This window comes from Streptomyces spinoverrucosus, from assembly GCF_015712165.1.
GTDB classification, from domain to species: Bacteria; Actinomycetota; Actinomycetes; order Streptomycetales; family Streptomycetaceae; genus Streptomyces; species Streptomyces spinoverrucosus_A.
Window position 1 is genome coordinate 6,826,092 of the sequence record NZ_JADPZX010000001.1, and the last position, 22,313, is coordinate 6,848,404.

24 protein-coding genes are annotated in these 22,313 nt (G+C 71.7%); 12 read left to right on the forward strand and 12 right to left on the reverse strand.

Annotated features, from left to right (window positions below):
- Positions 1-10: 10 nt before the first annotated feature.
- Positions 11-952 carry an endonuclease/exonuclease/phosphatase family protein gene (locus I2W78_RS30995; protein ID WP_196463546.1) on the reverse strand — a complete coding sequence of 314 codons (942 nt, stop codon included), beginning with the start codon at positions 950-952 and terminating at the stop codon, positions 11-13.
- 136 nt (positions 953-1,088) lie between these two features.
- On the opposite strand from I2W78_RS30995, the gene I2W78_RS31000 reads away from it, so the two are divergent.
- The 3 genes from I2W78_RS31000 (at position 1,089) to I2W78_RS31010 (ending at position 3,592) form a co-directional block, all read left to right on the forward strand.
- Positions 1,089-2,453 (forward strand): amidohydrolase, encoded by a 1,365-nt coding sequence (locus I2W78_RS31000; RefSeq protein WP_196463547.1) that lies wholly within the window; start codon positions 1,089-1,091, stop codon positions 2,451-2,453.
- A 117-nt stretch (positions 2,454-2,570) separates the two neighbouring features.
- Positions 2,571-3,260, forward strand: a complete 690-nt coding sequence (locus I2W78_RS31005) for a DUF899 domain-containing protein (protein ID WP_196463548.1) — start codon at positions 2,571-2,573, stop codon at positions 3,258-3,260.
- Positions 3,261-3,415: 155 nt separating this feature from the next.
- On the forward strand, positions 3,416-3,592 hold the full coding sequence (locus I2W78_RS31010; RefSeq protein ID WP_196463549.1) for a hypothetical protein: 177 nt from the start codon (positions 3,416-3,418) through the stop codon (positions 3,590-3,592).
- 10 nt (positions 3,593-3,602) lie between these two features.
- Here the strand turns inward: I2W78_RS31010 and I2W78_RS31015 are convergent, their stop codons facing one another.
- The 3 genes from I2W78_RS31015 to I2W78_RS31025 all read right to left on the reverse strand — a co-directional run bounded on the left by I2W78_RS31015 (position 3,603) and on the right by I2W78_RS31025 (position 7,088).
- On the reverse strand, positions 3,603-5,465 hold the full coding sequence (locus tag I2W78_RS31015; protein ID WP_230886808.1) for an ABC transporter ATP-binding protein: 1,863 nt from the start codon (positions 5,463-5,465) through the stop codon (positions 3,603-3,605).
- A gap of 574 nt (positions 5,466-6,039) precedes the next feature.
- On the reverse strand, positions 6,040-6,477 hold the full coding sequence (locus I2W78_RS31020; protein WP_196463550.1) for a hypothetical protein: 438 nt from the start codon (positions 6,475-6,477) through the stop codon (positions 6,040-6,042).
- A complete protein-coding gene (locus tag I2W78_RS31025; protein ID WP_307783863.1) occupies positions 6,468-7,088 on the reverse strand; it encodes an ATP-binding protein in 621 nt (206 codons plus the stop codon). The genes I2W78_RS31020 and I2W78_RS31025 overlap by 10 nt, the downstream gene beginning before the upstream one ends.
- A gap of 272 nt (positions 7,089-7,360) precedes the next feature.
- Between I2W78_RS31025 and I2W78_RS31030 the strand changes: the two genes are divergently transcribed.
- From I2W78_RS31030 to I2W78_RS31040, 3 genes are all read left to right on the forward strand, one after another.
- Positions 7,361-8,221 (forward strand): helix-turn-helix domain-containing protein, encoded by an 861-nt coding sequence (locus I2W78_RS31030; protein ID WP_196463552.1) that lies wholly within the window; start codon positions 7,361-7,363, stop codon positions 8,219-8,221.
- On the forward strand, positions 8,222-8,497 hold the full coding sequence (locus tag I2W78_RS31035) for a DUF397 domain-containing protein (protein WP_196463553.1): 276 nt from the start codon (positions 8,222-8,224) through the stop codon (positions 8,495-8,497). It abuts the gene before it with no gap.
- A 119-nt stretch (positions 8,498-8,616) separates the two neighbouring features.
- Positions 8,617-9,405, forward strand: coding sequence for an SAM-dependent methyltransferase (locus I2W78_RS31040; RefSeq protein ID WP_230885646.1), 789 nt, complete (start codon positions 8,617-8,619; stop codon positions 9,403-9,405).
- Between the two features lie 46 nt (positions 9,406-9,451).
- On the opposite strand, the gene pdxR is transcribed toward I2W78_RS31040, so the two are convergent.
- A complete protein-coding gene (pdxR, locus tag I2W78_RS31045; protein WP_196463555.1) occupies positions 9,452-10,864 on the reverse strand; it encodes a MocR-like pyridoxine biosynthesis transcription factor PdxR in 1,413 nt (470 codons plus the stop codon).
- 46 nt (positions 10,865-10,910) lie between these two features.
- Between pdxR and I2W78_RS31050 the strand changes: the two genes are divergently transcribed.
- Complete coding sequence (locus I2W78_RS31050; protein ID WP_374222710.1) at positions 10,911-11,492, forward strand: carboxymuconolactone decarboxylase family protein; 582 nt, start codon at positions 10,911-10,913, stop codon at positions 11,490-11,492.
- Between the two features lie 348 nt (positions 11,493-11,840).
- On the opposite strand, the gene I2W78_RS31055 is transcribed toward I2W78_RS31050, so the two are convergent.
- From I2W78_RS31055 to I2W78_RS31065, 3 genes are all read right to left on the reverse strand, one after another.
- Entirely contained in the window at positions 11,841-13,328 is a 1,488-nt protein-coding gene (locus I2W78_RS31055) for a glutamate synthase subunit beta (protein WP_196463556.1), read from the reverse strand.
- 107 nt (positions 13,329-13,435) lie between these two features.
- The gene (locus I2W78_RS31060) at positions 13,436-13,915 is read right to left on the reverse strand and encodes an anthrone oxygenase family protein (protein ID WP_196463557.1); all 480 of its coding nucleotides are present in this window, start codon (positions 13,913-13,915) and stop codon (positions 13,436-13,438) included.
- A gap of 178 nt (positions 13,916-14,093) precedes the next feature.
- Positions 14,094-14,828, reverse strand: a complete 735-nt coding sequence (locus tag I2W78_RS31065) for a DUF2293 domain-containing protein (RefSeq protein WP_196463558.1) — start codon at positions 14,826-14,828, stop codon at positions 14,094-14,096.
- 89 nt (positions 14,829-14,917) lie between these two features.
- Here I2W78_RS31065 and I2W78_RS31070 point away from each other — a divergent pair, with 89 nt between their 5' ends.
- From I2W78_RS31070 to I2W78_RS31080, 3 genes are all read left to right on the forward strand, one after another.
- Positions 14,918-15,550: a uridine kinase gene (locus I2W78_RS31070; RefSeq protein WP_196463559.1), complete on the forward strand. Its 633-nt coding sequence runs from the start codon at positions 14,918-14,920 to the stop codon at positions 15,548-15,550.
- A gap of 71 nt (positions 15,551-15,621) precedes the next feature.
- Complete coding sequence (locus tag I2W78_RS31075) at positions 15,622-16,050, forward strand: PPOX class F420-dependent oxidoreductase (protein ID WP_196463560.1); 429 nt, start codon at positions 15,622-15,624, stop codon at positions 16,048-16,050.
- A 103-nt stretch (positions 16,051-16,153) separates the two neighbouring features.
- The gene (locus I2W78_RS31080) at positions 16,154-16,582 is read left to right on the forward strand and encodes a CBS domain-containing protein (protein ID WP_196463561.1); all 429 of its coding nucleotides are present in this window, start codon (positions 16,154-16,156) and stop codon (positions 16,580-16,582) included.
- 30 nt (positions 16,583-16,612) lie between these two features.
- On the opposite strand, the gene I2W78_RS31085 is transcribed toward I2W78_RS31080, so the two are convergent.
- From I2W78_RS31085 to I2W78_RS31095, 3 genes are all read right to left on the reverse strand, one after another.
- A complete protein-coding gene (locus I2W78_RS31085; protein ID WP_196463562.1) occupies positions 16,613-17,740 on the reverse strand; it encodes a magnesium and cobalt transport protein CorA in 1,128 nt (375 codons plus the stop codon).
- Between the two features lie 307 nt (positions 17,741-18,047).
- Entirely contained in the window at positions 18,048-19,016 is a 969-nt protein-coding gene (locus I2W78_RS31090) for a carbohydrate kinase family protein (protein WP_196464791.1), read from the reverse strand.
- Entirely contained in the window at positions 19,001-19,909 is a 909-nt protein-coding gene (locus I2W78_RS31095; RefSeq protein ID WP_307783864.1) for a pseudouridine-5'-phosphate glycosidase, read from the reverse strand. Before I2W78_RS31095 ends, I2W78_RS31090 begins: the two co-directional genes overlap by 16 nt.
- Positions 19,910-20,007: 98 nt before the next feature.
- Here I2W78_RS31095 and I2W78_RS31100 point away from each other — a divergent pair, with 98 nt between their 5' ends.
- Positions 20,008-20,436 (forward strand): VOC family protein, encoded by a 429-nt coding sequence (locus I2W78_RS31100; RefSeq protein WP_196463564.1) that lies wholly within the window; start codon positions 20,008-20,010, stop codon positions 20,434-20,436.
- A 52-nt stretch (positions 20,437-20,488) separates the two neighbouring features.
- Here the strand turns inward: I2W78_RS31100 and I2W78_RS31105 are convergent, their stop codons facing one another.
- The gene (locus I2W78_RS31105) at positions 20,489-21,043 is read right to left on the reverse strand and encodes a methylated-DNA--[protein]-cysteine S-methyltransferase (RefSeq protein ID WP_196463565.1); all 555 of its coding nucleotides are present in this window, start codon (positions 21,041-21,043) and stop codon (positions 20,489-20,491) included.
- Between the two features lie 401 nt (positions 21,044-21,444).
- On the opposite strand from I2W78_RS31105, the gene I2W78_RS31110 reads away from it, so the two are divergent.
- Complete coding sequence (locus I2W78_RS31110) at positions 21,445-22,311, forward strand: MHYT domain-containing protein (RefSeq protein WP_196463566.1); 867 nt, start codon at positions 21,445-21,447, stop codon at positions 22,309-22,311.
- The last annotated feature ends 2 nt before the right edge of the window (positions 22,312-22,313 follow it).

The window sequence follows — 22,313 nt, forward strand, 5'->3', positions numbered from 1 at the left end:
GAGGAGGCCGTCAGCTCCCCACCCGCACCCACACCGGCGCGTGATCCGACCCCGCCGCGCCCCGCCGTTCCGCCGGATCCGGCCCCACCGACGGCAACTGAGGCGCACCGGTCCCCGGCAGTCCCGTCCCCGCCGCCGTCACCCGGCGGACCACCCGGTGGCTGCACAGTATGTGGTCGATCAGTTCGCGCCGCCCGGAGTTCACCCGCGAGAACCTCTGCTCGGCGGGTATCAGCGGCGCCACGTTCCACAGCCGGGCCGCGTCGCCCTTGTCGGTCGCCCGGAAGCCGGGCGTGCCGATCTCCGAACCGGGCGGGCCGAGCAGGATCTGGGTGGTCGCCGCCTGGGCCTCGTCGTTCAGGTCGCCCAGCACCACCACGTCCCGCGCCCGCCCGTCGCCCGCCAGCAGTTTGTCGGCCAGCGCCCGCAGCGCCGTCGCCTCGGCGGCCCGCCGGTAGAGGGCGTAGGCGCCGTAGCGTGCGCGTTCGCCCTCGTCACGGGGGTGGAAACGGCCCTCCGGGTACGACAGCAGCTTCGACTTGAGGTGCGCGACGGCCACCGACAGCTCACCGGCCCGCACCGCCAGCAGGCCCCGGCCCGCCTCTGCCACGGCCGGTCCCGAGTCGTCCGCCTGCACCGGCCGCAACGGCGCCGGGAACGTTGTCGTGTCCGACAGCACCACCAGCGGCGTACGACTGAGGAAGCCGACCCGGATGCCCCGGCTGTCGGCGTGCTCGGACAGGCAGATGTGCCAGTTGCCGGCCAGCATCCCGGCCAGGTCGGCCAGCGCGTCCGGGTCCCCGACCTCCTGTACGCCGAGCAGGGCCGGGTCGAGTTCCGCGATGACGTCGGCGAGGGCGGCGAGCTTGGTCTCGTAGGCGGCCTTGTCCTTGGGGCCGAACGGCCCGCCGGGCCGGTACAGGTTCTCCAGGTTCCAGGTGCCGAGCAGCATGCCGGGCTCCCTTCAGAGGCTGGACGGCGGTGTGTGGTGAGGCCAGCGTGCCCGTGCGCGCGGTTCCTGGACAGACCCGTGACAGGATGCGCCGTTCACTTCACGCGCCCCGGCGACCGCGTCGTACGTTGGCCTGATGACGCCTTCTCCCGCGGAAGCTCCCGCCGACCTCGTCATCACCGGATGCGCCGTCCTCGTGCACGACGATCAGGAGCGGATCCGGTTCGAGGAGAACGCCGCGGTCGTCGTACGAAGTGGAGTCGTCGAGTCCGTCACCACCGCCGATGCCGTACGGCACCTGCCCGCCGTCGAGCGCATCGACGCCGTCGGCCAGGTCGCCCTCCCGGGACTCGTCAACTGTCACACCCACGCGCCCATGGTCGCCCTGCGCGGCCTCGCCGAGGACCTGCCGACCGAGGCGTGGTTCAACGACGTCGTCTGGCCCGTCGAGTCCAACCTGACCGAGCGGGACGTGGAGTTGGGCGCGCGGCTCGCCTGCGCCGAGATGATCCGGGGCGGCGTCACCTGCTTCGCCGACCACTACTTCACGATGGACGCGGTCGCCGCCGTCGTCGAGGAGTGCGGGATGCGCGCCCATCTGGGCGAGGCCTTCTTCTCCTCGCAGGGGGCTCAAGGGCGGGAGCGGAGTCTCGACTTCGCGCTACGGAACCGGGGGCGCGCCGACGGCCGTATCACCACCGCCCTCGCCCCGCACGCCCCCTACACCGTCGACGACGCCGACCTCACCGCCACCGCCGACCTCGCCCGCGCTCACGGCCTCCCGGTGCACCTCCACGCCGCCGAGAACCGCGACCAGACCGACACCAGCCTCGCCCGCCACGGCATCACCCCCATCGAGGTCCTGGAACGCACAGGGCTCCTCGACACCGACCTGCTCATCGCGCACGGCACCGGCATCGTCGACCGTGACCTGCCCCTGCTGGAACGCGCGGGCGGACGTGTCGCCGTCGCCACCGCACCGCGCGGCTATCTGAAGTTCGGCTGGCCCACCACCACACCCGTCCGCGCCCTGCGCGCCATCGGCGTCCCCGTCGGACTCGCCACCGACGGCGCCGCCTCCAACAACTCCCTCGACGTCTGGGAGTCGATGGCGCTCACCGCCCTCATCCAGAAGTCGACCGAGGGCGATCCACGCTGGCTGACCGCACGTCAGGCCCTGCACCACGCCACATTGCAGAGCGCCCGCGCGGTCGCACTGGGCGACGCCATCGGCGCCCTCGCGCCGGGCCGGCGCGCCGACATCGTCCTCGTCGACCTCACCGGCCCGCACACCCAGCCCGTGCACGACCTCGCCGCGACGCTCGTGCACAGCGCCCGCTCCTCGGACGTACGCACGACCATCGTCGACGGGCGGATCCTGATGCGCGACCGCGAGCTGCTGACGCTGGACGTGAGCGCGGTCGTACGGGAGTTGGGTGAGCGCATGCCCGCGCTGCTGGACCGGAGCCATGGGCGGCGTATCCAGGAGTACGACACCTGAGACTTCGCCCGCCGCGAAGAATCTTCTGCCGCGCCAAAAAATCTTCGGGGAACCGCGATGAGTTCCACCCCGTCCAACGGTCACCATCCGCAACGGGACCGTTGCACAGGAGGGGCCATGTCGCTTCCGGAGATCGCCTCGCGCGAGGAGTGGCGCAGGGCGCGTCAGGAACTGCTGGTCAAGGAGAAGGCCGCCACACGCGCGCGGGACGCGCTCAACGCCGAGCGGCGGCGGCTGCCGATGGTGGAGATCAACACTGAATACGTGTTCGAGGGTGGCGACGGCAAGGCCACTCTGCTCGACCTCTTCGAGGGCCGGCGCCAGCTCGTCGTCTACCACTTCATGTTCGCGCCCGAGTGGGACGCCGGCTGCCGCAGCTGCTCGGCGTTCCTCGACCAGGTCGGGCATCTGGCGCATCTGCACGCGCGCGGGACGACGTTCGCGGCCGTCTCCAGGGCGCCGTACACGCGGATCCTGCCGTTCAAGGCGCGGATGGGCTGGACGCTGCCCTGGTACTCGTCGTACGACGACGACTTCAACCACGACTTCGCGGCCACCCTGGAGCACGACGGGCAACTCGTCGACCGCCCCGGCGTCAGCTGTTTCCTGCGGGACCGGGACCGGGCGTTCCACACCTACTCGACGTACGAGCGCGGGCTGGACGGGCTCGGCTCGACCACCAGCTTCCTGGACCTCACCGCGCTGGGCCGACAGGAGGAGTGGGAGGAACCCAAGGGGCGCGCGTCGGCGTTCGGGGCGCCCGCGGGAAGTGAGCGGATCCGTTATCACGACGAGTACGAGGAGTGAAGCGGAGGGTAACGGTAAACGTGCAGATGGGGAGAGCCTCCTCACCTTTGACGGTGAACGAGTGTCAACTACGTCTCAGTAGTGTCACTTGGCGAGGCGATTTCCCTTCGGAAGGCGTTAACTCCTACAAGTACGACGCTTTCTGGAGGTGCAGGATGGTGAACGGGCGAATGGTGCTCGAACGCTTTCCCGCGGGCGGGCCGCGCGGGTCGTGGCCCGCGGAGGAGTTCGCGCGGGCGCGTCGGTCGGAGGGCCTGCCCGCCGAGGTCGTGATGGACCTCGCGACGGACACGTTCCTGGTGATCGTCCGGGGTGGCGACGGCACGGAGTGAGTGACAAGGATCAGCTCACTTCGGGCGCGGGCGCCGGCATCGCGAACTGTTCCGCCTGCAGCCCGTACAGCTCGGCGTAGACGCCGCCCTTGGCGAGCAGTTCCTCCGGGGTTCCCGATTCCACGAGCCGGCCCTCGTCCAGGACGTGCACCAGGTCCGCATGGCGTACGGACGCCAGCCGATGGGTGATGAGCACGACCGTCTGGCCGGTCCCGGCCAGCGCGCGGATCTTGTCGAACACCTCCAGCTCGGCCCGGGCGTCCAGCGCGGCCGTCGGCTCGTCCACGATCAGGATGCCGCCCCGCCGGTACGCCGCCCGGGCGATGCCCAGCCGCTGCCACTGCCCGCCGGACAGCTCGTGCCCGCCGCTGAAATGGCGGGCCAGCAGCGTGTCCAGACCGCGCGGCAGATCCGCGACCACGTCCTCGGCCCCCGCCTCGACAATCGCCGCCGCCAGCCGCTCCTCGGCCACCGGCACCGAGGGACGGCCCACAGCGATGTTCACCCGCGCCGTGAACGGCCACCGCTTGAAGTCCTGCGCCACCATCGCGATCCGCTCGGCCAGCAGGCGCCGGTCCGCGGTCGCCGCGTCGACGCCGTCCCACAGGATCCGGCCCCGGTCCGGTGTGTACAGCCCGGCCAGCAGCTTGACCAGGGTGGTCTTGCCCGAGCCGTTCTCGCCGACCAGCGCGACGATCCGGCCGAGCGGCAGCGTCAGGGAGACGTCGTCGAGCGCGGGGCGGGTGGCGTCACCCGGGTAGCTGAACGTGACGTTCTCGAAGCGGATCTCACGCGCGTTCTCGGGCAGCACCACGCCGCCGACCGGAATCGCACGGTCGGCGGCCTCGACGTACAGACGCTCCAGGTCGCCCACGAAGAGGGCCTCCTCGTGCAGCTGGTTGATCTCCAGCACGAGCGACTCCAGACTCGCCGAGCCGGTCCGGATCGCGATCACGGCCGTGCCCGCCACCGCCAGCGACATCGCCCCGGAGAGCAGCAGACCGCCCAGCGTGGCGTACGTCGACACGGTCGCGAGGCCCGTCCAGGCCGCCGCGATCAGGCCGGTACGGGCCGCTAGCCGTGCCAGCCGGGCCTGCTCCGCCTCCGCCGCCTCCGACATCGCGCGGAAGTGCCGCAGCAGGAACGGGCCCACGCCGTGCAGGCGGATCTCCGGCGCCGCCTCCGGTTCCGTCAGCAGACTGCTGATGAGGTGTCCCGCGCGCGCGTGCTGCACCCAGGTGTGGAACGACTCGTAGCGCCGCCGCGCGTTCGTGAGCGCGCTCCACGCGCTGGGCAGCGTCATCGTCACCAGCAGCGGGAGCAGCAGCGGATGCAGCACGGTGAGTACGCCGGCTGCCGCGACCAGCGAGATCAGCGCGTTCACCACGCGCGTGCCGTACATGATCATCCGGCGTGCCGAGGCGGCGCCGTACTGCGCGGTGTCCAGCAGCTTGTGGAAGGCGTGGTCCTCGATGGCCGCGAGCTCGACGGCCGCGGCCCGCTCCAGGTACTGCTCGGTCGCGACGCGCTCCACCTTCGGCTCCAGCCGCCCGGTGGCGTACGTCGACGCGGCCCGCAGCAGCGCGCCGAGCAGCAGGACGACGGCGATGGCGACCAGCGCGGGGACGGCGCCGCGCAGCCGGTCCTCGATCGGGCCGGTGCCCATCAGTCGGCTGAGCACGCTGTTGACCGCGAACAGGCTCACCGCCTGCGCCATGCCCCGGCCCACCTCGGCCGCCAGCACCGTCCGTGTGGCACCGCGGTCGGCCTGGCGGGCCAGCCGGAGGCTGGAGGCGAGCAGGGCGGGCATCCGCGTGATCATGGCCCGGAAGGAGAGCTCCAGGAAGGCTTCCGAGTGCTGGTTCCAGCCCATGTCGTAGCGCAGGGGGCCACCGAAGAGCAGCCGCTCCGACTCGGACACCTCCGGCTTGTCCGTGCCGCCTTTCGTCCCCACCGTCTGCCTCCCCCGAACCCGCACGAACGGCCACTATCGCGGCACGGTCGGCGACTGGGCAGGGCGCGGGGTGGGGGTGGGGGCGCACGCCGGGGTGTGCGGGGGCGCGGGCCTTGGGGTGGGGGCGCGTGGGGGGTGGGTTGCGCTGGGCGGTGTGCTCTTGCGGGGGAGGGGGCGCTGGTTGGGCGCGGTCCTGTGGGGGGCTTGCGGTGGTCGGGTGGGTCTCTGTGGCGGGGGTTGTGCCGGGTGGTGCGTGCCTGTGAGGGGCTTGCGTGGTTCGGGTGCGCTTCTGTGGCGGGGGTTGTGCCGGGTGGTGCGTCCCCTGCGGGAGGCTCGCGGTGGTCGGGTGCGCCTGTGCGGAGGGGCTTGCGCTAGGTGGTGCGTGCCCTGCGGGAGGCTCGCGGTGGTCGGGTGCGCCTGTGCGGAGGGGCTTGCGCTAGGTGGTGCGTCCCCTGCGGGGGGCTTGCGTGGTCGGGTGCGCCTCCGCGGAGCGCTACGCGGTGACCGTTCGTGACCAGCTCGGCGTCGTGCCCATGATGCGGCACAGGGCCAGGTAGAGGGGGATCGGTGGGGTGTAGGGGAGTGTGCCGTCGGGGCGGTGGATGAGGCGGGGGGCCTCGGGGACGACCGCGCCGGTGGCGTAGCGGGCGGGGGCGGGCCACTCCAGGGCGTAGTCCGAGTCGGACGGGACCAGCCACCACCAGTGCGCGTCGTCGGCGTACACGCACCCCACGCGCGGGAGGCGGGGCAGGACGAGTGGGCCGAAGCGAGCGGGTACCTGCACCGCGTCGCAGCCCAGCGGGGCCGTCATGCCGTCGGGTACGGACAGCCGCAGAGACGGTGCGTCCGCCCCGCGCAGCCCGCGGCTCAGGCGGACGAGCGTGTCCAGGGCGAGTACCTGTCCGCCGCCGGAGGCAGCCGTCACACCCATTCGGTCCCCGTTTCACCGCGCGCCGGCCGGCACACGCGCGCGTGCGCCTCGTCGTCCTCGCCCGAGCCGCCGGACGGACCCGGCTTGGGGCGGGCGCCCCAGCCGAGGTCGCCCCGGGGCGCGTCGGCCTGGCGCGGCACCTCGGCCCAGACCAGCAGCCCGGGGCCGTGCTCCTGGGCGCCCCAGGCGTGCGACAACGCGTCGACGAGGAGCAGTCCCCTCCCGTGCTCCTCCTCGGGCCTGCCCGGGGCCGGATGGGGATCACCCGCGGCGCATCCCTGGTCACGCACGGCTATGCGCACCATGTGGTCGCCGTCGTGCAACTCGCAGACGACGACATCGCTCGCGGTGTGCAGGATCGCGTTGGTGACGAGCTCCGACACCACCAGCGCGGCCGTGTCGCAGGTGTCCTCGCACACCGCCCAGCCGGTCAGCCGGGTCCGCGTCAGACGTCTGGCCTGCGCGGGAGAACCCGGGTGTGCGGCCAGCTCGAAGCGGAACCGGCGCTCGGCAGCGGACCCCAAGGGGCCGGCTGCCGCGGCTGCACCGAGGCCGAAACGGCCTGCGGCGGCGTCTGTTCCTAAGGGCGCGGACGGAATCACGCTTGCCACTATCGCCCCGCCGCGAACAACTTGGCAAGTGTCACTCTGAAAATTGCAGAGTGCTGTATGACGCGGTGAAGGGTCGTGGCACACTGCTCGCAACAACATGTGACGCGGCGCCAGTTGAGATCCCCGGAGGTCGGCACCGACCTTCGAATAGGTCTTCGAATGGCGCCGCTGGGCTGTCAGGATTCGTACAGGATTCGTACGGGGTTCATGCGCATCGTGCGGCCGTCAGGGTCTCGATGAGCCGTCAGGACCTCGATGAGTGGAGGTGGAGCGTGAGCGAGCCGCGGTCGGCACCGACGGTCGGCCAGGTCGTTCTCGGTCGGCGCCTGCTCGACCTGCGCGAACGCGCCGGCCTCAAGCGCGAGGAGGCCGCCCGTGTCCTGCGCGTCGCCCCCGCCACCATCCGCCGTATGGAGACGGCCGAGGTCGCCCTCAAGATCCCGTATCTCCAACTGCTCCTGAAGGCCTACGGCGTCCCCGACGACGAGGCCGACGCGTTCGTCCAACTGGCCGAGGAGGCCAACAAACCCGGCTGGTGGCAGCGGTTCCACGACATCCTGCCCGGCTGGTTCTCGATGTACGTCAGCCTGGAGGGTGCCGCCTCCCTCATCCGCAGCTACGAACCCCACTTCGTGCCCGGACTCCTGCAGACCGAGGACTACGCGCGTGGCGTCCTGAAATCGGGCGCCGTCGGCCAGACCCGGCCCGAGGACATCGAGCGACACGTCGCACTGCGTATGCAACGCCAGGAACTGCTCACCCGTCAGGACGCACCCAGGGTGTGGGCCGTGATGGACGAGACCGTGCTGCGCCGCCCGATCGGCGGCCCGGAGGTGATGCGTGCCCAGATCGAAAGACTGCTCGACGCCACGAAGCTGCCCCATGTGACGTTGCAGGTCGTCCCGTTCGCCACGGGGCCGCACCCCGGCACGTACGGGCCCTTCGTGCTGTTCCGATTCGCCGTGCCCGAACTTCCGGACATGGTCTACAGCGAGTACCTGACCGGCGCCGTCTACCTGGACGCGCGCGCCGAGGTGGCCACCCACCTCGAGGTCATGGACCGCATGGCGGCGCAGGCCGCTACGGCACATCGCACGAAGGAGATCCTCGAGGATCTCCGCAAGGAGCTGTGAATGGATCGCATCACGTCCCAGCCCAAGCCGCGGGTCCGCACCGAGCGGATCTACAACGGCATGCCCGCCCGGGAACTGGGCAGCGAGGGCTGGCACAAGCCGTGGAGCGGCGGCAACGGGGGCAACTGCCTGGAGGCGATGAAGCTCGCCGACGGCCGTATCGCCGTCCGGCAGTCCACCGACCCGGACGGGCCGGCGCTGATCTACACCTCCGACGAGATGACGGCGTTCATCGAGGGTGCGAAGGCGGGGGAAGCGGACTTCCTGCTGTCCTGACGCCGGCCCGACGGACTTTGGCTTGTTGGTGCCCTTCTTCTGTCCTTGTTTGCGGCTCAACTTCCCTATCTTGGTACTGACTTGATCACTTATCGCGTCCGACGCCTATGGAGTGCCTCATGACCGAGATCGACACCAGCAAGCCCCATCCCGCACGGATGTACGACTGGTATCTCGGCGGCAAGGACAACTACCCCGTCGACGAGGAGATGGGCCGGCAGATGCTGGCCCTGGACCCGCGCGTGCCGGTGATGGCGCGGGTCAACCGCGCGTTCATGCACCGGGCCACGCGCTGGCTGGCCGGGAACGGCGTACGGCAGTTCCTGGACGTCGGCACGGGCATCCCGACCGAGCCCAACCTGCACCAGATCGCGCAGGCCGTCGCACCGGACGCGCGCGTGGTCTACTGCGACAACGACCCGATCGTGCTGGCCCACGCGGGCGCCCTGCTGCGCGGCACGGCCGAGGGCGTGACCGAGTACCTCCAGGCCGATGTGCGCGAACCGGCCACCATCATCGAGGGGGCCAGGAAGGTCCTGGACCTCAGCCGCCCGGTGGCGCTCTCCCTCGTCGCGCTGCTGCACTTCGTCGACGACGAGGACGGCGCGCACGAGCTGGTCACGGAGCTGTTGTCCGAACTCCCCTCCGGCAGCTACCTGATGATGACCCACGCCACCGCCGACTTCACGCCGGAGGAGTCGGCGGCGGCCACCGAGAAGCTCAGGGCGGCGGGCGTCACGCTGGCGTTGCGGTCCCGGGGCGAGTTCGCCCGCTTCTTCGACGGGCTCGAACTGGTCGAGCCGGGGGTCGTGGTGGTGCCCGAGTGGCGTCCGGAGCTGGGGGAGCCGGTGCCGGGGCAGGACGACGGGGTGATTCCTGGGTACGGGGCCGTGGGGCGGAAGGCGTAAGCGTTTGCGTCGTGTCCTTACGGGGCCTGCGGGGTGCCGGAAGCACTCATTGGGGCGGCAGGATGCCGCACAGCGCCTCCAGTGCCGCCCCGTACGCGTGTTCCGAGGGGGTCGCGTAGCCGACGACCAGGCCGTCACGTGCGGTCATGTCCGTCCGCGGGTGCCGGAACGCGGCGAGACCGTCGAGGGCGACGCCCTGCCAGGCGGCGGCCTTGACCGTGGAGCGCTCGGTGCCGGGCGGCAGCCGCAGCACCGCGTGCAGGCCGGCCGCGACGCCGGTCACCTCGATGTGCGGGGCGTGCTCGGCGAGCGTGGCGACGAGACGGTCCCGGCGGCTGCGGTACCGCTGCCGCATGCGCCGCACATGACGGTCGTACGACCCCTTGGCGATGAAGTCGGCGAGGCTGAGCTGGTCCAGGACGCTCGCCCAGCCCTCCCGCTCGCCCTTGGCCGCGAGGACGCCGTCGACGTACCGCTCCGGCAGGGCCATCCACCCCAGCCGCAGCGCCGGTGACAGGCTCTTGCTGACCGAGCCGATGTGGATCACCCGCTCGGGGTCGAGCCCCTGGACGGCGCCGACGGGTTTGCGGTCGTAGCGGAACTCCCCGTCGTAGTCGTCCTCCAGGATCACGCTCCCACGCGCGCGTGCCCAGTCGATGACGGCGGCGCGGCGCGTGGCGTGCAGCGGGCCGCCGGTCGGGAACTGGTGGGCCGGCGTGAGTAGGACGGCCCGTTCGCGCGCGAGCAGGTCGACGCGGGCGCCGTCCTCGTCCAGGGGCAGCGGGACCGTCCGTACGCCGGTCGCGGTCAGCAACTCGCGGTGGAAGCCCAGTCCGTACGCCTCCACCGCCAGTGGGCCGCGCAGGACGCCGCCGCCGAAGAGCAGCCGCAGGGCGTGCGCGAAACCGGAGCAGATCACGATCCGGCCGGGCTCGGTGCGGACGCCACGCGCGCGTGCCAGGTACTCGGCGAGTGCCTCGCGCAGTTCCCGGCGCCCCGCCGGGTCCCCTGGGCCGAACACCTCGTTGGGCGCCTGCTGGAGCGCCCGCCGGTACGAGGCGAGCCAGGCCGCGCGCGGGAACGCGGACGCGTCCGGGGTGCCCTGCCGGAGGTCGTGTCGTGGGCCACGCGCGCGTGCGGGTGTCTTCTTCGCGACCCGGGTGCTGCCCTTGAGGGGCTCGGCCCGGTCGGCTACGCGGGTGCCCGAGCCCTGACGGGCGGTCAGCCAGCCCTCCGCGACGAGCTCGGCGTAGGCGTCGGCGACCGTGTTGCGGGCGACGCCGAGATCGGCGGCGAGCGAGCGGTACGGGGGCAGGCGGGCGCCCGGGGGGAGGCGGCCGCTGCGTACGGCGTCCCGCAGCGCCCGGATGAGGGCGGCGCGGCGACCACCCGGGCCCGCCAGCTCCAGGTGCAGGTCGGAGCCGATGCGCTGGGCGGAATTGACCCACGTTTCTGCCATGGAAATGCACCCTACAGCCGGTCTTTGCGGGCCGTAGGTTGAGGGCATGACGACGAACGCAACGACGAACGCAACGACGAGCAAGACGACCGACACGACGACCAACAAGGCGACGAACACGATGCACGCGACGCCCGGCGCCCCCGCTGCCGCCATCGCCGCCGCCGAGGCCGAGCGGACCCGGCTCGACTTCGCCAAGTCCGCCCCGAAGGCCTTCCGCGCCCTCATCGGTTTCGACGCGGCGGCCCGCGAGGGCCTCGACCCGGCCCTGGTCGAGCTCATCCAGATCCGCGCCTCGCACCTCAACCACTGCGCGTACTGCCTGCACATGCACACCAACGACGCCCGCAAGGCCGGTGAGAGCGAGGACCGGCTGCACATGGTCGCCGTGTGGCGCGAGGCCCGCCACTTCTTCACCCCCAAGGAGCAGGCCGCCCTGGCCCTCACCGAGGCCCTCACCCTGGTCGCCGACGCCGGCGTCCCCGGCGACGTCTACGCCGAGGCCACGGCCCACTTCGAGGACCGGGAACTGGCCCAGGTCATCGCCCTGATCTGCACGATCAACACGTGGAACCGGGTGGCGCTGTCGACGGGGAAGGTGGCGGGGACGGACGAACGCCGCGGTTGAGCATGCCCGTGGGAGGGGGCGTTCCGGGTGCGGGTGCGGGTGCGGGTGCGGGTGCGGGTGCTGGGTGGCGGGTGCCGGGTGGGGGCGGGCGCCCGGTGCCGGGTGCCGGGTGCCGGGTGCTGGGTGCTGGGTGGCGGGTGTCGGGTAGCGGGTGCGGGGTGCGGGGTGCGGGGTGCGGGGTGCCGGGTGTCGGGTGGCCGGTGTCGGGTGCCGGGTCCCGGGCGGCCGGTGTCGGGCGGCGGATGGCCGGTGTCGGTTGCCCGCCACGGCGAGCAGTCACCGGCGCGGCCCGGCGAGGGCCGAGCCTCCAGGCCCTCCGCCTCCCTGGCCCGCCGGTCGCGGCGCCCCTCACACCACCATCGGCCGGTCGTACGGCCCAATGGGCGCCGGCAGTTCTGAACTCCCTGTCAGATGGCGGTCGACGGCCGCCGCCACCGCCCGCCCCTCCGCGATCGCCCACACGATGAGCGACTGTCCTCGCGCCGCGTCCCCGGCGGCGAACACACCGGGGACGTTCGTCGCGAACCCGGCGTCCCGCGCGACCGTGCCGCGCGGTTCCATCTCCAGCCCCAACTGCTCGATGAGCCCGTCCTCCCGGTCGGGCCCGGAGAAGCCCAGCGCGAGCAGCACGAGGTCGGCGGGCAGCCTGCGCTCGGTGCCGGACACCGGCCGCCGTTGCGCGTCCACCTCGACCAGGTGCAGCCACCGCACATGCCCCTCCTCGTCCCCCGTGAAGCGGAGCGTGGACGCCGCGAACAACCGCGCGTCCGCATCCGCCGCCGGCGCGGTCCGCAGATCGCGCGCCTCCTCGTGCGCCGCCGAGAGCCGGTAGATCTTCGGGTACGTCGGCCAGGGCTCCGCATCCTCGTCCCGTTCGCCCCCCGGCTGCGCGTAGATGTCCAGCTGTGTCACTGACGCCGCACCTTCCCGTACCGCCGTCCCCAGGCAGTCCGCCCCCGTGTCACCGCCCCCGACGATCACGACATGCTTCCCGGCCGCGGACAGCGGCGAGACCTCCAGATCGCCCTCACACACCCGATTGGCCAGCGGCAGATACTCCATCGCCTGCTGCACCCCGGCCAACTCCCGCCCCGGCACGGGAAGTTCACGCCACGCCGTCGCCCCGGTCGCGATCACCACCGCGTCGTACCGCGACCGCAGCTCCGCCGCCCCGACGTCCCGCCCGACCACCGTCGAGGTACGGAACTTGGTCCCCTCGGCCCGCATCTGCTCCAGCCGGCGTTCCAGATGGTGCTTCTCCATCTTGAACTCGGGGATCCCGTACCGCATCAGCCCGCCGAGCCGGTCGTCCTTCTCGTACACGGCGACGGTGTGCCCCGCCCGCGTCAGCTGCTGTGCCGCCGCCAGCCCCGTGGGCCCCGACCCGATCACCGCGACCGTCCGCCCGCTCAGCCGCTCCGGCGGGCTCGGCGGCGTGAAGCCCTCCTCCCAGGCCCGGTCGGCGATCGCGCACTCGACGTTCTTGATGGTGACCGCCGGCTGGTTGATGGCGAGCACGCACCCCGTCTCGCACGGCGCCGGGCACAACCGTCCGGTGAACTCGGGGAAGTTGTTCGTGGCGTGCAACCGGTCGCTCGCCGCCCGCCAGTCGTCCCGGGAGACCAGGTCGTTCCACTCCGGGATGAGATTGCCCAGCGGACAGGCGTGGTGGCAGAACGGCACGCCGCAGTCCATGCAGCGATCCGCCTGCTGGTTGATGATGGGGAGCAGCGCCCCCGGGACATAGACCTCGTTCCAGTCCCGCACCCGCTCCTCGACCGGCCGGCGGGGCCAGTCCTGGCGGGGGGTGGTCATGAAACCCTTGGGATCGGCCATGGCCGGTTTTCCTTGCATAGGGGTACGACGGGCCGTGCGTCATCGGCGGCACCCTTTTGGCCACGATACGTCCCGTCGGCCACCTGTGCAGAGCCCTCCCCGGCGGCTTACGTGAGGGCCAGCACGTACGCCACCACCGCGCCGACCGCGGCGACCGTCCGGACGTGGTTCCACGCCGTCCACTCGCGCACGTACGTCGGCCAGTACGCGGTCGCCTCGGCTGTGCCCGCCTCCACCTTGACCAGCGCGTTGTTGCGCGGCACGTTCGCGAGCACGGTCACCCCGAAGCACCCGAACAGGTACAGGGCGCTGCCCACCAACAACTCCACCGCCCCCTCGTCCGGCCACAGCACGAACGTCACCACGGCGATCACCGCGCACAGCACCGTCGAACCCAGGAACACGATCATGAAGGCCGGCCGCAACGCCGTCACATTGATCGCCTGCATCGCGGCGACGCCCTGCGCGGGCGGCAGGGCGGCCAGCCCCTGCATCACGAACGTCGAGAAGGCACAGAACACCCCGGCCACCAGCCCGGCCCCGATCAGCCCCACGACCGTCAGCGCAAAGTACGGCCCGTCGATCACGGCACCCACTCCTCCCACGTCGTACCGGGCCGCCGCCCAGCACACCGGTCATCCCCACTCCCCACCAGTGAATCCCGGCCCACCGACCCGGACCATTTCTCAACGCCGCGGCCCCATACGCGAGCGTCCAGGCCGGGCTCTACCCCGGCACACACACGCCCGCAAGTCCCCTTCACCCTCACCCGACGGAGTCGAGCCCCACCTCCCGCCACTCCCTCAGCACCGACTCCACGGTCGCCGCGATCCTGCGCCGCGCCTCGTACCTGGGCACGCCACTCATCAGCAGCTGGTCATACGGCGTGTCCACATGCCGTACTGCCGCGACCACCGCCGACGTCACCGCCCCGTCCGTCAGCGCCCGCCCGGCCGCCGACCGCCCCACGCGCCCACTGCCCCGGAGGGACGCGTACGCCGCGATGGCCCGAGCCCGCTCGGGTGGGCACCCGGGAAACAGCCGCAGGATCTCCGCCGCGAACGCCTCCGCGAACCGTGCATCCTCCACCGCCCGGCGCTGCGCGTCCCGCGCCCGGCGCCGCCGCCGGGCCTCCGCATCGGCCAGACACCGCTCCTCCGCCCGGGTGAGCCCCGCCTCCTCGACGAGGACACCCTGCCGCTCGTAACGGCTCTTGCGCCGGTTGAACCGCACGACGACCACCGACAGCGAGCTCTCCTCCCGCGCCCTGCGCGTCAGCGCGGTGTCGCCGCGCGGCAGGAACACCAGATGCCCGAGGTCGGCACAGTCGAGGCACCGCGGCACCCCGTCCTCCATGACCAGCAGCGACAGCGGCCCACGCCGGCACTTGGCACAGCGCTTCTTCTTCAGTGGCTGGATGACGACAGGAGCGGTACGGGAGCCGGTGAGGGGTCTGAGCTCGCCTCCGCCGGAGGACGAGGGAGTCACACGCACTGCCATATCCGCTTCATTCCCATGGCCCCACGCCCTCCACGCCCCCGCCCCTCGGCCATGTCCGCCACCACCTCCGCATCCGTAATCATGGTCGTGTGCGACTCGAAGCGATCACCTGGGACCGGCTCGTCGACCGCCTCGCCGAACGCCTGCTCGACCTGAAGCCGGCCGACGGCAGCCCCTGGCCACGCGTCGCCTTCGACGGCGCCCCGGCGGCCGCCCCGGGAGACCTCGCAGCACGCGTCCACGACGCCCTGCGCATACGCGGCCGGTCCTCGCTGGTCGTCGGCACGGAGGGCTTCCTGCGCCCGGCCTCCGTGCGTCTGGAGCACGGGCACCACGACGTGGACGCCTACTACGACGGCTGGTTCGACACCGGCGCCCTGTGGCGTGAGGTGTTCGGCCCCCTCGAACCCGGTGGCGACGGGCGGGTCCTGCCCGACCTGCTGGACCCGGTCACCGACCGCGCCACCCGCAGCCCGTACATCCAACTCCCGCACGACGGCCTTCTGTTGGTGCACGGCCCCCTCCTGCTGCGCCACTGGTTCCCCTTCGATCTGACCGTTCACCTCCTCCTCTCCCCGGGCGCTCTGCGCCGCCGCACCCCGGAGGCCGAGCACTGGACCCTCCCCGCCTTCGAGCGCTACGAGGGCGAGGTCGACCCCGCCGGCACCGCCGACGTCCTCGTACGCGCCGACGATCCGCGCCGCCCGGCGTGGAGCGGCTGACCGGAACACGGCTCGAACTCCCTCCAGAATCCACGCCAATTTATATGCACACGCATGTAAGCTCCCTTGGCATGACGACTTCAGCCACGTCCACGGCTTCCCCATCCCCCGTCTCCTTCAACGACTCGGTCCGGGCCCTCCTCGACGGCAAGAACTTCGCCGGCGTCGCCACCCTCGGCCCCGACGGCGCCCCCCAGAACTCCGTGGTCTGGATCAAGCGCGAGGGCGACACCGTCCTCTTCTCCTCCACCGACGGCCGCCAGAAGGTGCGCAACCTCCGTCGCGACCCGCGCATCAGCCTCTCGGTCTTCGACCTCGCCAACCCCTACACCTCGGTCGAGATCCGCGGCACCGCCGAGATCCTCCCGGACGAGGGCAAGCGGCTCCCGTACGAGCTCTCGCACAAGTACCTCGGCATCGACCCGCCCGCGGAGAAGGACGACGAGGTCCGTGTGATCATCCGCGTGGTGCCACGGAAGATCATCGGGTTCTCCGCCTGAGCCTCCCAGGTGCGTGCCCCGGAGTACCCGGCGAGAATGAAGAACGCCGGGACCAGCGGTGCGTCCCGCGCCGCGCCGGCCGTCCGGCACCGGGAGGTACTCCATGACCACTGCCGGAGAGATCATGCACCGGGGTGCCCAGTGGATCCCCGCGCACGAGACCCTGGACCGCGCAGCCCAGTTGATGCGTGAGCTCAATGTCGGAGCCCTGCCCATCAGCGACCAGAACGAACGGCTCTGCGGCATCCTCACCGACCGCGACATCGTGGTCGGCTGTGTGGCCATGGGCCACGACCCGTCCAAGATCACCGCAGGCGAGATGGCCAAGGGCACACCGCGCTGGATCGACGCGAACGCCGATGTCAGCGAGGTGCTCCAGGAGATGGAGGATCACCAGATCCGCAGGTTGCCCGTCATCGAGAACAAGCGCCTGGTCGGCATGATCAGCGAAGCCGATCTCGCCCAGCACCTGACGGAGGACCAGATCGCCGAGTGGGCGGAGCGGGTCTACGCCAGGAGTGCGAGCCGCTGACCGCCAGCCCGCCTTGCCCGCACCGGACGGTCACAGCCAGCCGTTGCGCCGAAATCCGCGGTACAGGGCCAGGCAGGCCACGGATATGACGCCGACGACCATGCCGTAGCCGTACTTCCAGTGCAGCTCGGGCATGTGGTCGAAGTTCATGCCGTACACGCCGCAGACCATCGTCGGTACGGCGACGATCGCGGCCCATGCCGTGATCTTCCGCATGTCCTCGTTCTGCGCGACCGTGACCTGGGCGAGGTGGGCCTGCAGGATGGAGTTGAGCAGTTCGTCGAAGCCGGCGATCTGTTCCGTGGCCCGTATCAGGTGGTCGGAGACGTCGCGGAAGTAGGCCTGTATCTCCGGCTCCACCACCCGCATCGGCCGGTCGGCGAGGTCCAGCAGCGGCCGGTTCAGCGGGACCACGGCCCGCTTCAGTTCCAGCAGTTCGCGCTTGAGCTGGTAGATGCGGCCCGGGTCGGCGCGTGCGCCGTTCTCCGCGAAGACGTCCGTCTCGACCTGCTCGATGTCCGCCTGCACCGCGTCGATGACGCTGAGGTAGTCGTCGACGACGTGGTCCGCGACCGCGTGCAGCACCGCGGACGGGCCCTTGGCGAGCTGGTGGGGGTTGGCCTCCAGCTCCTCGCGGAGCGGGCCGAGCGAGCCGTGCCGGCCGTGCCGCACCGTGACGACGAAGTCCTGGCCGACGAACACCATGAGTTCGCCGGTGTTCACCACCTCGCTGGTCGCTGTGAGTTCCTCGTGCTCGACGTAGCAGACCGTCTTGAACACCGCGAACAGCGTCTCGCCGTACCGCTCCACCTTCGGACGCTGGTGGGCCTCGATCGCGTCCTCGACCGCCAGCGGATGCAGGTCGAAGAGCTCGGCGATCCCCGCGAACTCCTGGTCCGTCGGCTCATGAAGACCCAGCCAGACGAAGGCCGCGCCGCTCTTGCGGACCCGCTCGACCGTGTCGACGAGGTCACCGCCGAGGGGGAGCCGGGCACCTTCCTCGTAGGCCACGCAGTTGACCACGGAGGAGCCCAGCGGGGAGCGCGCGGGGTGGCTGAGGTCGACCCGTCGGCCCCGCCGGGCCAGCCGCGCCACCTTGCGGAGGCCGCCGACCCCGCCGAGGCTCGTGACCTTCCGCAGATTCCCTGCCATGGACATCTGGATCTCCTTGCGTGGATCCTCTCGCGCCGCATTCCTGCGCCGTTCGGCCAGTGTGCCAGGACCGCGTGAGCAGCGGGTAAGCCTGTGGAAACCCCACGTTCCGCTTGGTTCCCGCCTGTGGACAACGGGAGTTGGTCCCCAGCCTGCATACCGTTGCGTTCGCCTGTCGAGCGGCGCGATGCACGACGTGGATGTGCGGGAGCCGCCGGGGGAAGGGGTTCGACTTGATGCATGCCCGGCTCGCCCTCGTCGACGGGCCCGGCCGAAGGGCAGGCGGTGTGTTGGCCGGACGGCTGTACCTGTCTCAGGCGATGGTGGACCCGCCGCCACCGGAGGCCGGGCCCACGGGAGGCCTGCCGCCCACCTGTTCGACCGCTCGCGCCCCCGCCGTGCACCCCTCCGCCGCCGCGACCTCCGGCTGGGCGCCGGCCAGCAGGGCGGCGAGGAACGCCCCGGTGAACGCGTCGCCGGCGCCCGTCGTGTCCCGGGGCGTCGCGCGTACGGCGGGGACACGGGCGTGCACGGTGCCGGACCGGGCCACCAGTGCCCCGTCCGCGCCCTGCTTGGCCACCACCAGCGGGATCTGGCGGCTCAACTTCGCCGCCGCGTCGGCCGCGTCCGGCAGCCCGGTGAGCAGGCAGGCCTCGTCCCGGCTGGGCAGCAGGACCTGCACGCCGTCGACGGACGCGAGGAAACGGTCCACCCCCAACTCCATTAGGAACCCGGCCGACGCCGGATCCAGGCTCACCGGCACTCCACGCGCACGTGCCGACGCCAGGGCCGCCGCCACCAGCGCCCGTCCCGGCTCGGAGAAGAGCAGATAGCCCGACAGATGCAGCCACGCCACGCCGTCGAGCAGCGCGTCCGACCAGTCCGCGGGATCGAGCCGCAACGAGGCGCCGCTGTCGGTGAGGAACGTCCGCTCGGCTGCGGCGCCCGTGTCCACCAGGCAGATCACCGTCCCCGTCGGTGCTTGAGGGTCGACCACCAGATGGGGACGCACCCCCGCCGTGGTCAGCGCACGCTCGTGCCACGCCGCCGAGTCCGGGCCCACCCGCCCGAGCAGCCGCACGTCCGCCCAGCCCCAATGGGCCGCCCAGCAGGCCACGTTGGCGCCCGCGCCACCGGGCAGCGTCCGGATCACGGCCGCTGTATCCGTGCCGCCCGCCAGTGGGCCCCGGTGCCGGGCGACGACGTCCGTCACGACATCCCCGACGACCAGCAGGGCGCCGCCGACCGACACGCGCCCCGACCCGCTCACGCCTCGGCCCAGGCCGCCGCGATCCGCGCCGCCAGCCGCACGTTGCCGCGCACCGCCGCCAGGTTGGCGCTCAGCGAAGCCCCCTCCGTGTGCCGTACCAGGTAGTCGAGCAGGAACGGTGTGACGGCCTGGCCGGTGATCCCCTCCGCATCGCACGCCTGCAGCGCGTCGGCCAGCACGCGCGCGTGCAGCTCTGGATCCAGCTGCTCCGCCTCCGGTACCGGGTTGGCCACGACGAGCGCCGATTCCGGCCCGCCGAGCGCGTCCTGGGCGCGCATGACGTCGGCCACCTGCCGCGGGCTGTCCAGGGTCCAGTCCACGGGGTGCCCGGAGTCCGAGAGGTAGAAGCCGGGGAAGCGGTCCGTGCCGTACCCGGCCACCGCCACGCCCAGCGTCTCCAGCCGCTGCAGCGTGGCCGGCACGTCCAGGATCGACTTCACGCCCGCGCACACCACCGTGATCCGTGTGCGGGCCAGCAGACCCAGGTCGGCCGACTCGTCCTGCGTCACCGTCCACTGCCGGTGCACCCCGCCGAGCCCGCCCGTCGCGAACACCCGCACGCCCGCCAGGGCCGCCAGCAGCGCGGTCGCGGAGACCGTGGTCGCCCCGCTCGCCCCGGCGGCCACCGCGAGCGGCAGATCACGGTGGCCGAGCTTGCGGATCCCGTCCTCGTTCGCGATCCGCTCCAGCTGCTCCTTGTCCAGACCCACCCGGGGCTGCCCGTCCAGCACCGCGATCGTGGCCGGAACGGCGCCCTCCTGCCGTACCGCCTCCTCCAGCTCCAGCGCCACCCGCAGATTGCGGGGACGTGGCAGCCCGTGCGCGATGATCGTGGACTCCAGGGCCACCACGGGCCGACGTGCGTGGACCGCCTCCCGGACCTCTTCGGACACCACCAGCGTCACGCGCCTGCCTCCTGTCTGTCGGTCTTCCCTCATCTCTGGCAGGCGGCGCGCCCCGTCAAACCCTTGCGGTCGATGCGGGACGACACCAGCCTGGGGGCATGACGGACAACACGACACGTCTCGACCACGTCGTCCTCTGGGTGCGCGACCCGGTCGCGGCCGCCGACTTCTACGAGAAGGCGGTCGGCCTGGAGCCGGTCAGGCTCACCGAGTTCGCCGCAGGGCAGGTGCCCTTCCCCTCGGTGCGCGTCAACGACGAGACGATCATCGACCTGATGCCGCTCAGCACGGCGGAGCGCATGACGATGCTCCCCGGTGCGGCCGACAGCTCCGGGCACCCCGTCAACCACGTCTGCCTCGCCCTGCCCGAGGACGACTTCGACGCCCTGCGCGACCGCCTGCAAGAACGCTCGGTCCCCATGACGGACATCGGCCACGACTCCTTCGGCGCCCGCGGCAACGCCCGGCGCAACTTCTACTTCCGGGACCCGGACGGCAACTTCTTCGAGGCACGCCACTACGCCTGAGACGTATCCACCGGACGTATCAGCGGGGGTCGCACACCGGCCCCCGTCGGTCTCAGAACAGCGGCTCGGGCAGCACGCCCTCCAGCGCCAGCAGCTTCCGCTTGGTCTCCAGGCCGCCGCCGAACCCGCCGATGCCACCGTCGCTCTCCACGACCCGATGGCAGGGCACGACCACGGGCAGCGGGTTGGCGCCCATCGCGGTCCCCACCGCCTGGGCCGCGCCCGGCTGACCGACCCGGTCGGCCAGATCGCCGTATCCGACGACCGTGCCGTACGGCACGCCGGACGCCAGCTCGCGCAGCACCTGGCGGTTGAAGCCCGCGATCAGCGACCAGTCCAGCGGCAGTTCGAAGTCGTGGCGCTCGCCCGCGAAGTAGGCCCGGACCTGACGTATCGCCTCGGCCAGCAACGGGGAGCCGGGAGCCTCGACCGGCTCGGCGCCCAGGCGGGACGCCAGCCGGCCGAGCGCCCTGTCGCGCACCGGGTCCGTGGCGTGGAACACGACGTTGACCAGGCCTTCGTCGGTCGCGGCCAGCAGCAGCGGACCGATGTCACTGGCGACGACGGCCCACACGACCTGCTGCTCGTACTGCCCATGGCTGTCCATGTGCCCACCGTACGACCCGCCACTGACAACGCCGGCCCGAACCGATGCCGGAACGTCACTGCCCGCCCAGCGCGTCCCGGACGACATCGGGCTTTTCCTCGTCGCCTCTGGCCGTACCCCAGGCCAGGTGGTCGCTCGACCCCCATCACGAACAGCCCCTACCTGACAGCGGAGGGTCAACGCCGGGGGGTACAGGATGGACACAGATGGCATGGAGTTGCCCGAGGGTGCTCACCAGTGCGGCACAACTGGGGCAGAGGCGTGTTTCTTTGCCGGAAAGTCGTTCGACCATTCCAGTGCGAGTCATACTCTCTGCCTCAACCCTGACCGCTCGGGCGGTCCTGGGTGGGGGAGTATTTCATGGGATTCCGGGACGGAATGGGGCGGAAGGGCAGCCGCACATGCAGGGCACGGTCGATGGATTCAGCTACGGCCTCGTCACACCGCTGGTGGCCTATCTCATGGCTTGCCTCGGCGGTGCCCTCGGCCTGCGCTGCACCACCAGATCCCTGCTGGTGGCGGGCTCCTGGCGCCCCGGCTGGCTCGCCCTGGGCTCCATGGCGATCGGCTCCGGCATCTGGACCATGCACTTCGTCGCGATGATGGGCTTCACGGTCCAGCAGGCCCCGATCCACTACGACAAGCCCATGACGTACGCCAGCCTCGGCGTCGCCATCCTGATGGTGGGCGTCGGGATCTTCATCGTCGGCTACCGGGGCGCGTCCGGCACGGCCCTGTTCACCGGCGGCACCATCACCGGCCTCGGCATCGCGTCCATGCACTACCTGGGCATGGCCGGCCTGCAACTGAACGGAAAGCTGGAGTACAACACGGTCACCGTCGCCGCCTCCGTCCTCATAGCCATGGTCGCCGCCACCGCAGCCCTGTGGGCGGCCGGACAGGTCAGAGGGTTCCTGTGGAGCGTGGGCGCCAGCCTCGTCATGGGCCTCGCCGTGACCGGCATGCACTACACAGGCATGGCCGCCCTCCGCGTCCACCTCCACGGCACCGCCGACCCCGCCACGGGAGACTCGCCCGCCGCGCTGCTCGCCCCGATGCTGATCGGCCCGCTCGCCCTCCTGCTCCTCGCGGCCGTCGTCGTGCTGTTCGACCCGCTGATGGTCATGGGCAGGCCCGCCACGGCCCGCCCCGAGCACAAGCCCGGCGTCCCGGCGCACCCGCCGCTGCCGGACCAGACCCGCCGACTCGCCCTCCGCACCCGTCGGCACCCCACTCGCAGCGGTTCCCGCACCCCGCAGAACCGCTGATC

Bases quoted from the DNA above. Each gene is read 5' to 3' on its own strand.
- I2W78_RS31040 (WP_230885646.1), top strand. From the start codon at position 8,617: ATGACCGAGATCGACACCAGCAAGCCCCATCCCGCACGGATGTACGAC.
- I2W78_RS31020 (WP_196463550.1), bottom strand. From the start codon at position 6,477: ATGGGTGTGACGGCTGCCTCCGGCGGCGGACAGGTACTCGCCCTGGAC.
- I2W78_RS31105 (WP_196463565.1), bottom strand. From the start codon at position 21,043: ATGGACAGCCATGGGCAGTACGAGCAGCAGGTCGTGTGGGCCGTCGTC.
- I2W78_RS31055 (WP_196463556.1), bottom strand. From the start codon at position 13,328: ATGGCCGATCCCAAGGGTTTCATGACCACCCCCCGCCAGGACTGGCCC.
- I2W78_RS31110 (WP_196463566.1), top strand. From the start codon at position 21,445: ATGCAGGGCACGGTCGATGGATTCAGCTACGGCCTCGTCACACCGCTG.
- I2W78_RS31050 (WP_374222710.1), top strand. From the start codon at position 10,911: ATGACGACGAACGCAACGACGAACGCAACGACGAGCAAGACGACCGAC.
- I2W78_RS31085 (WP_196463562.1), bottom strand. From the start codon at position 17,740: ATGTCCATGGCAGGGAATCTGCGGAAGGTCACGAGCCTCGGCGGGGTC.
- I2W78_RS31075 (WP_196463560.1), top strand. From the start codon at position 15,622: ATGACGACTTCAGCCACGTCCACGGCTTCCCCATCCCCCGTCTCCTTC.
- I2W78_RS31065 (WP_196463558.1), bottom strand. From the start codon at position 14,828: ATGGCAGTGCGTGTGACTCCCTCGTCCTCCGGCGGAGGCGAGCTCAGA.
- I2W78_RS31000 (WP_196463547.1), top strand. From the start codon at position 1,089: ATGACGCCTTCTCCCGCGGAAGCTCCCGCCGACCTCGTCATCACCGGA.
- I2W78_RS31005 (WP_196463548.1), top strand. From the start codon at position 2,571: ATGTCGCTTCCGGAGATCGCCTCGCGCGAGGAGTGGCGCAGGGCGCGT.
- I2W78_RS31035 (WP_196463553.1), top strand. From the start codon at position 8,222: ATGGATCGCATCACGTCCCAGCCCAAGCCGCGGGTCCGCACCGAGCGG.
- I2W78_RS31015 (WP_230886808.1), bottom strand. From the start codon at position 5,465: ATGGGCTGGAACCAGCACTCGGAAGCCTTCCTGGAGCTCTCCTTCCGG.
- I2W78_RS30995 (WP_196463546.1), bottom strand. From the start codon at position 952: ATGCTGCTCGGCACCTGGAACCTGGAGAACCTGTACCGGCCCGGCGGG.
- I2W78_RS31100 (WP_196463564.1), top strand. From the start codon at position 20,008: ATGACGGACAACACGACACGTCTCGACCACGTCGTCCTCTGGGTGCGC.
- I2W78_RS31080 (WP_196463561.1), top strand. From the start codon at position 16,154: ATGACCACTGCCGGAGAGATCATGCACCGGGGTGCCCAGTGGATCCCC.
- I2W78_RS31010 (WP_196463549.1), top strand. From the start codon at position 3,416: ATGGTGAACGGGCGAATGGTGCTCGAACGCTTTCCCGCGGGCGGGCCG.
- pdxR (WP_196463555.1), bottom strand. From the start codon at position 10,864: ATGGCAGAAACGTGGGTCAATTCCGCCCAGCGCATCGGCTCCGACCTG.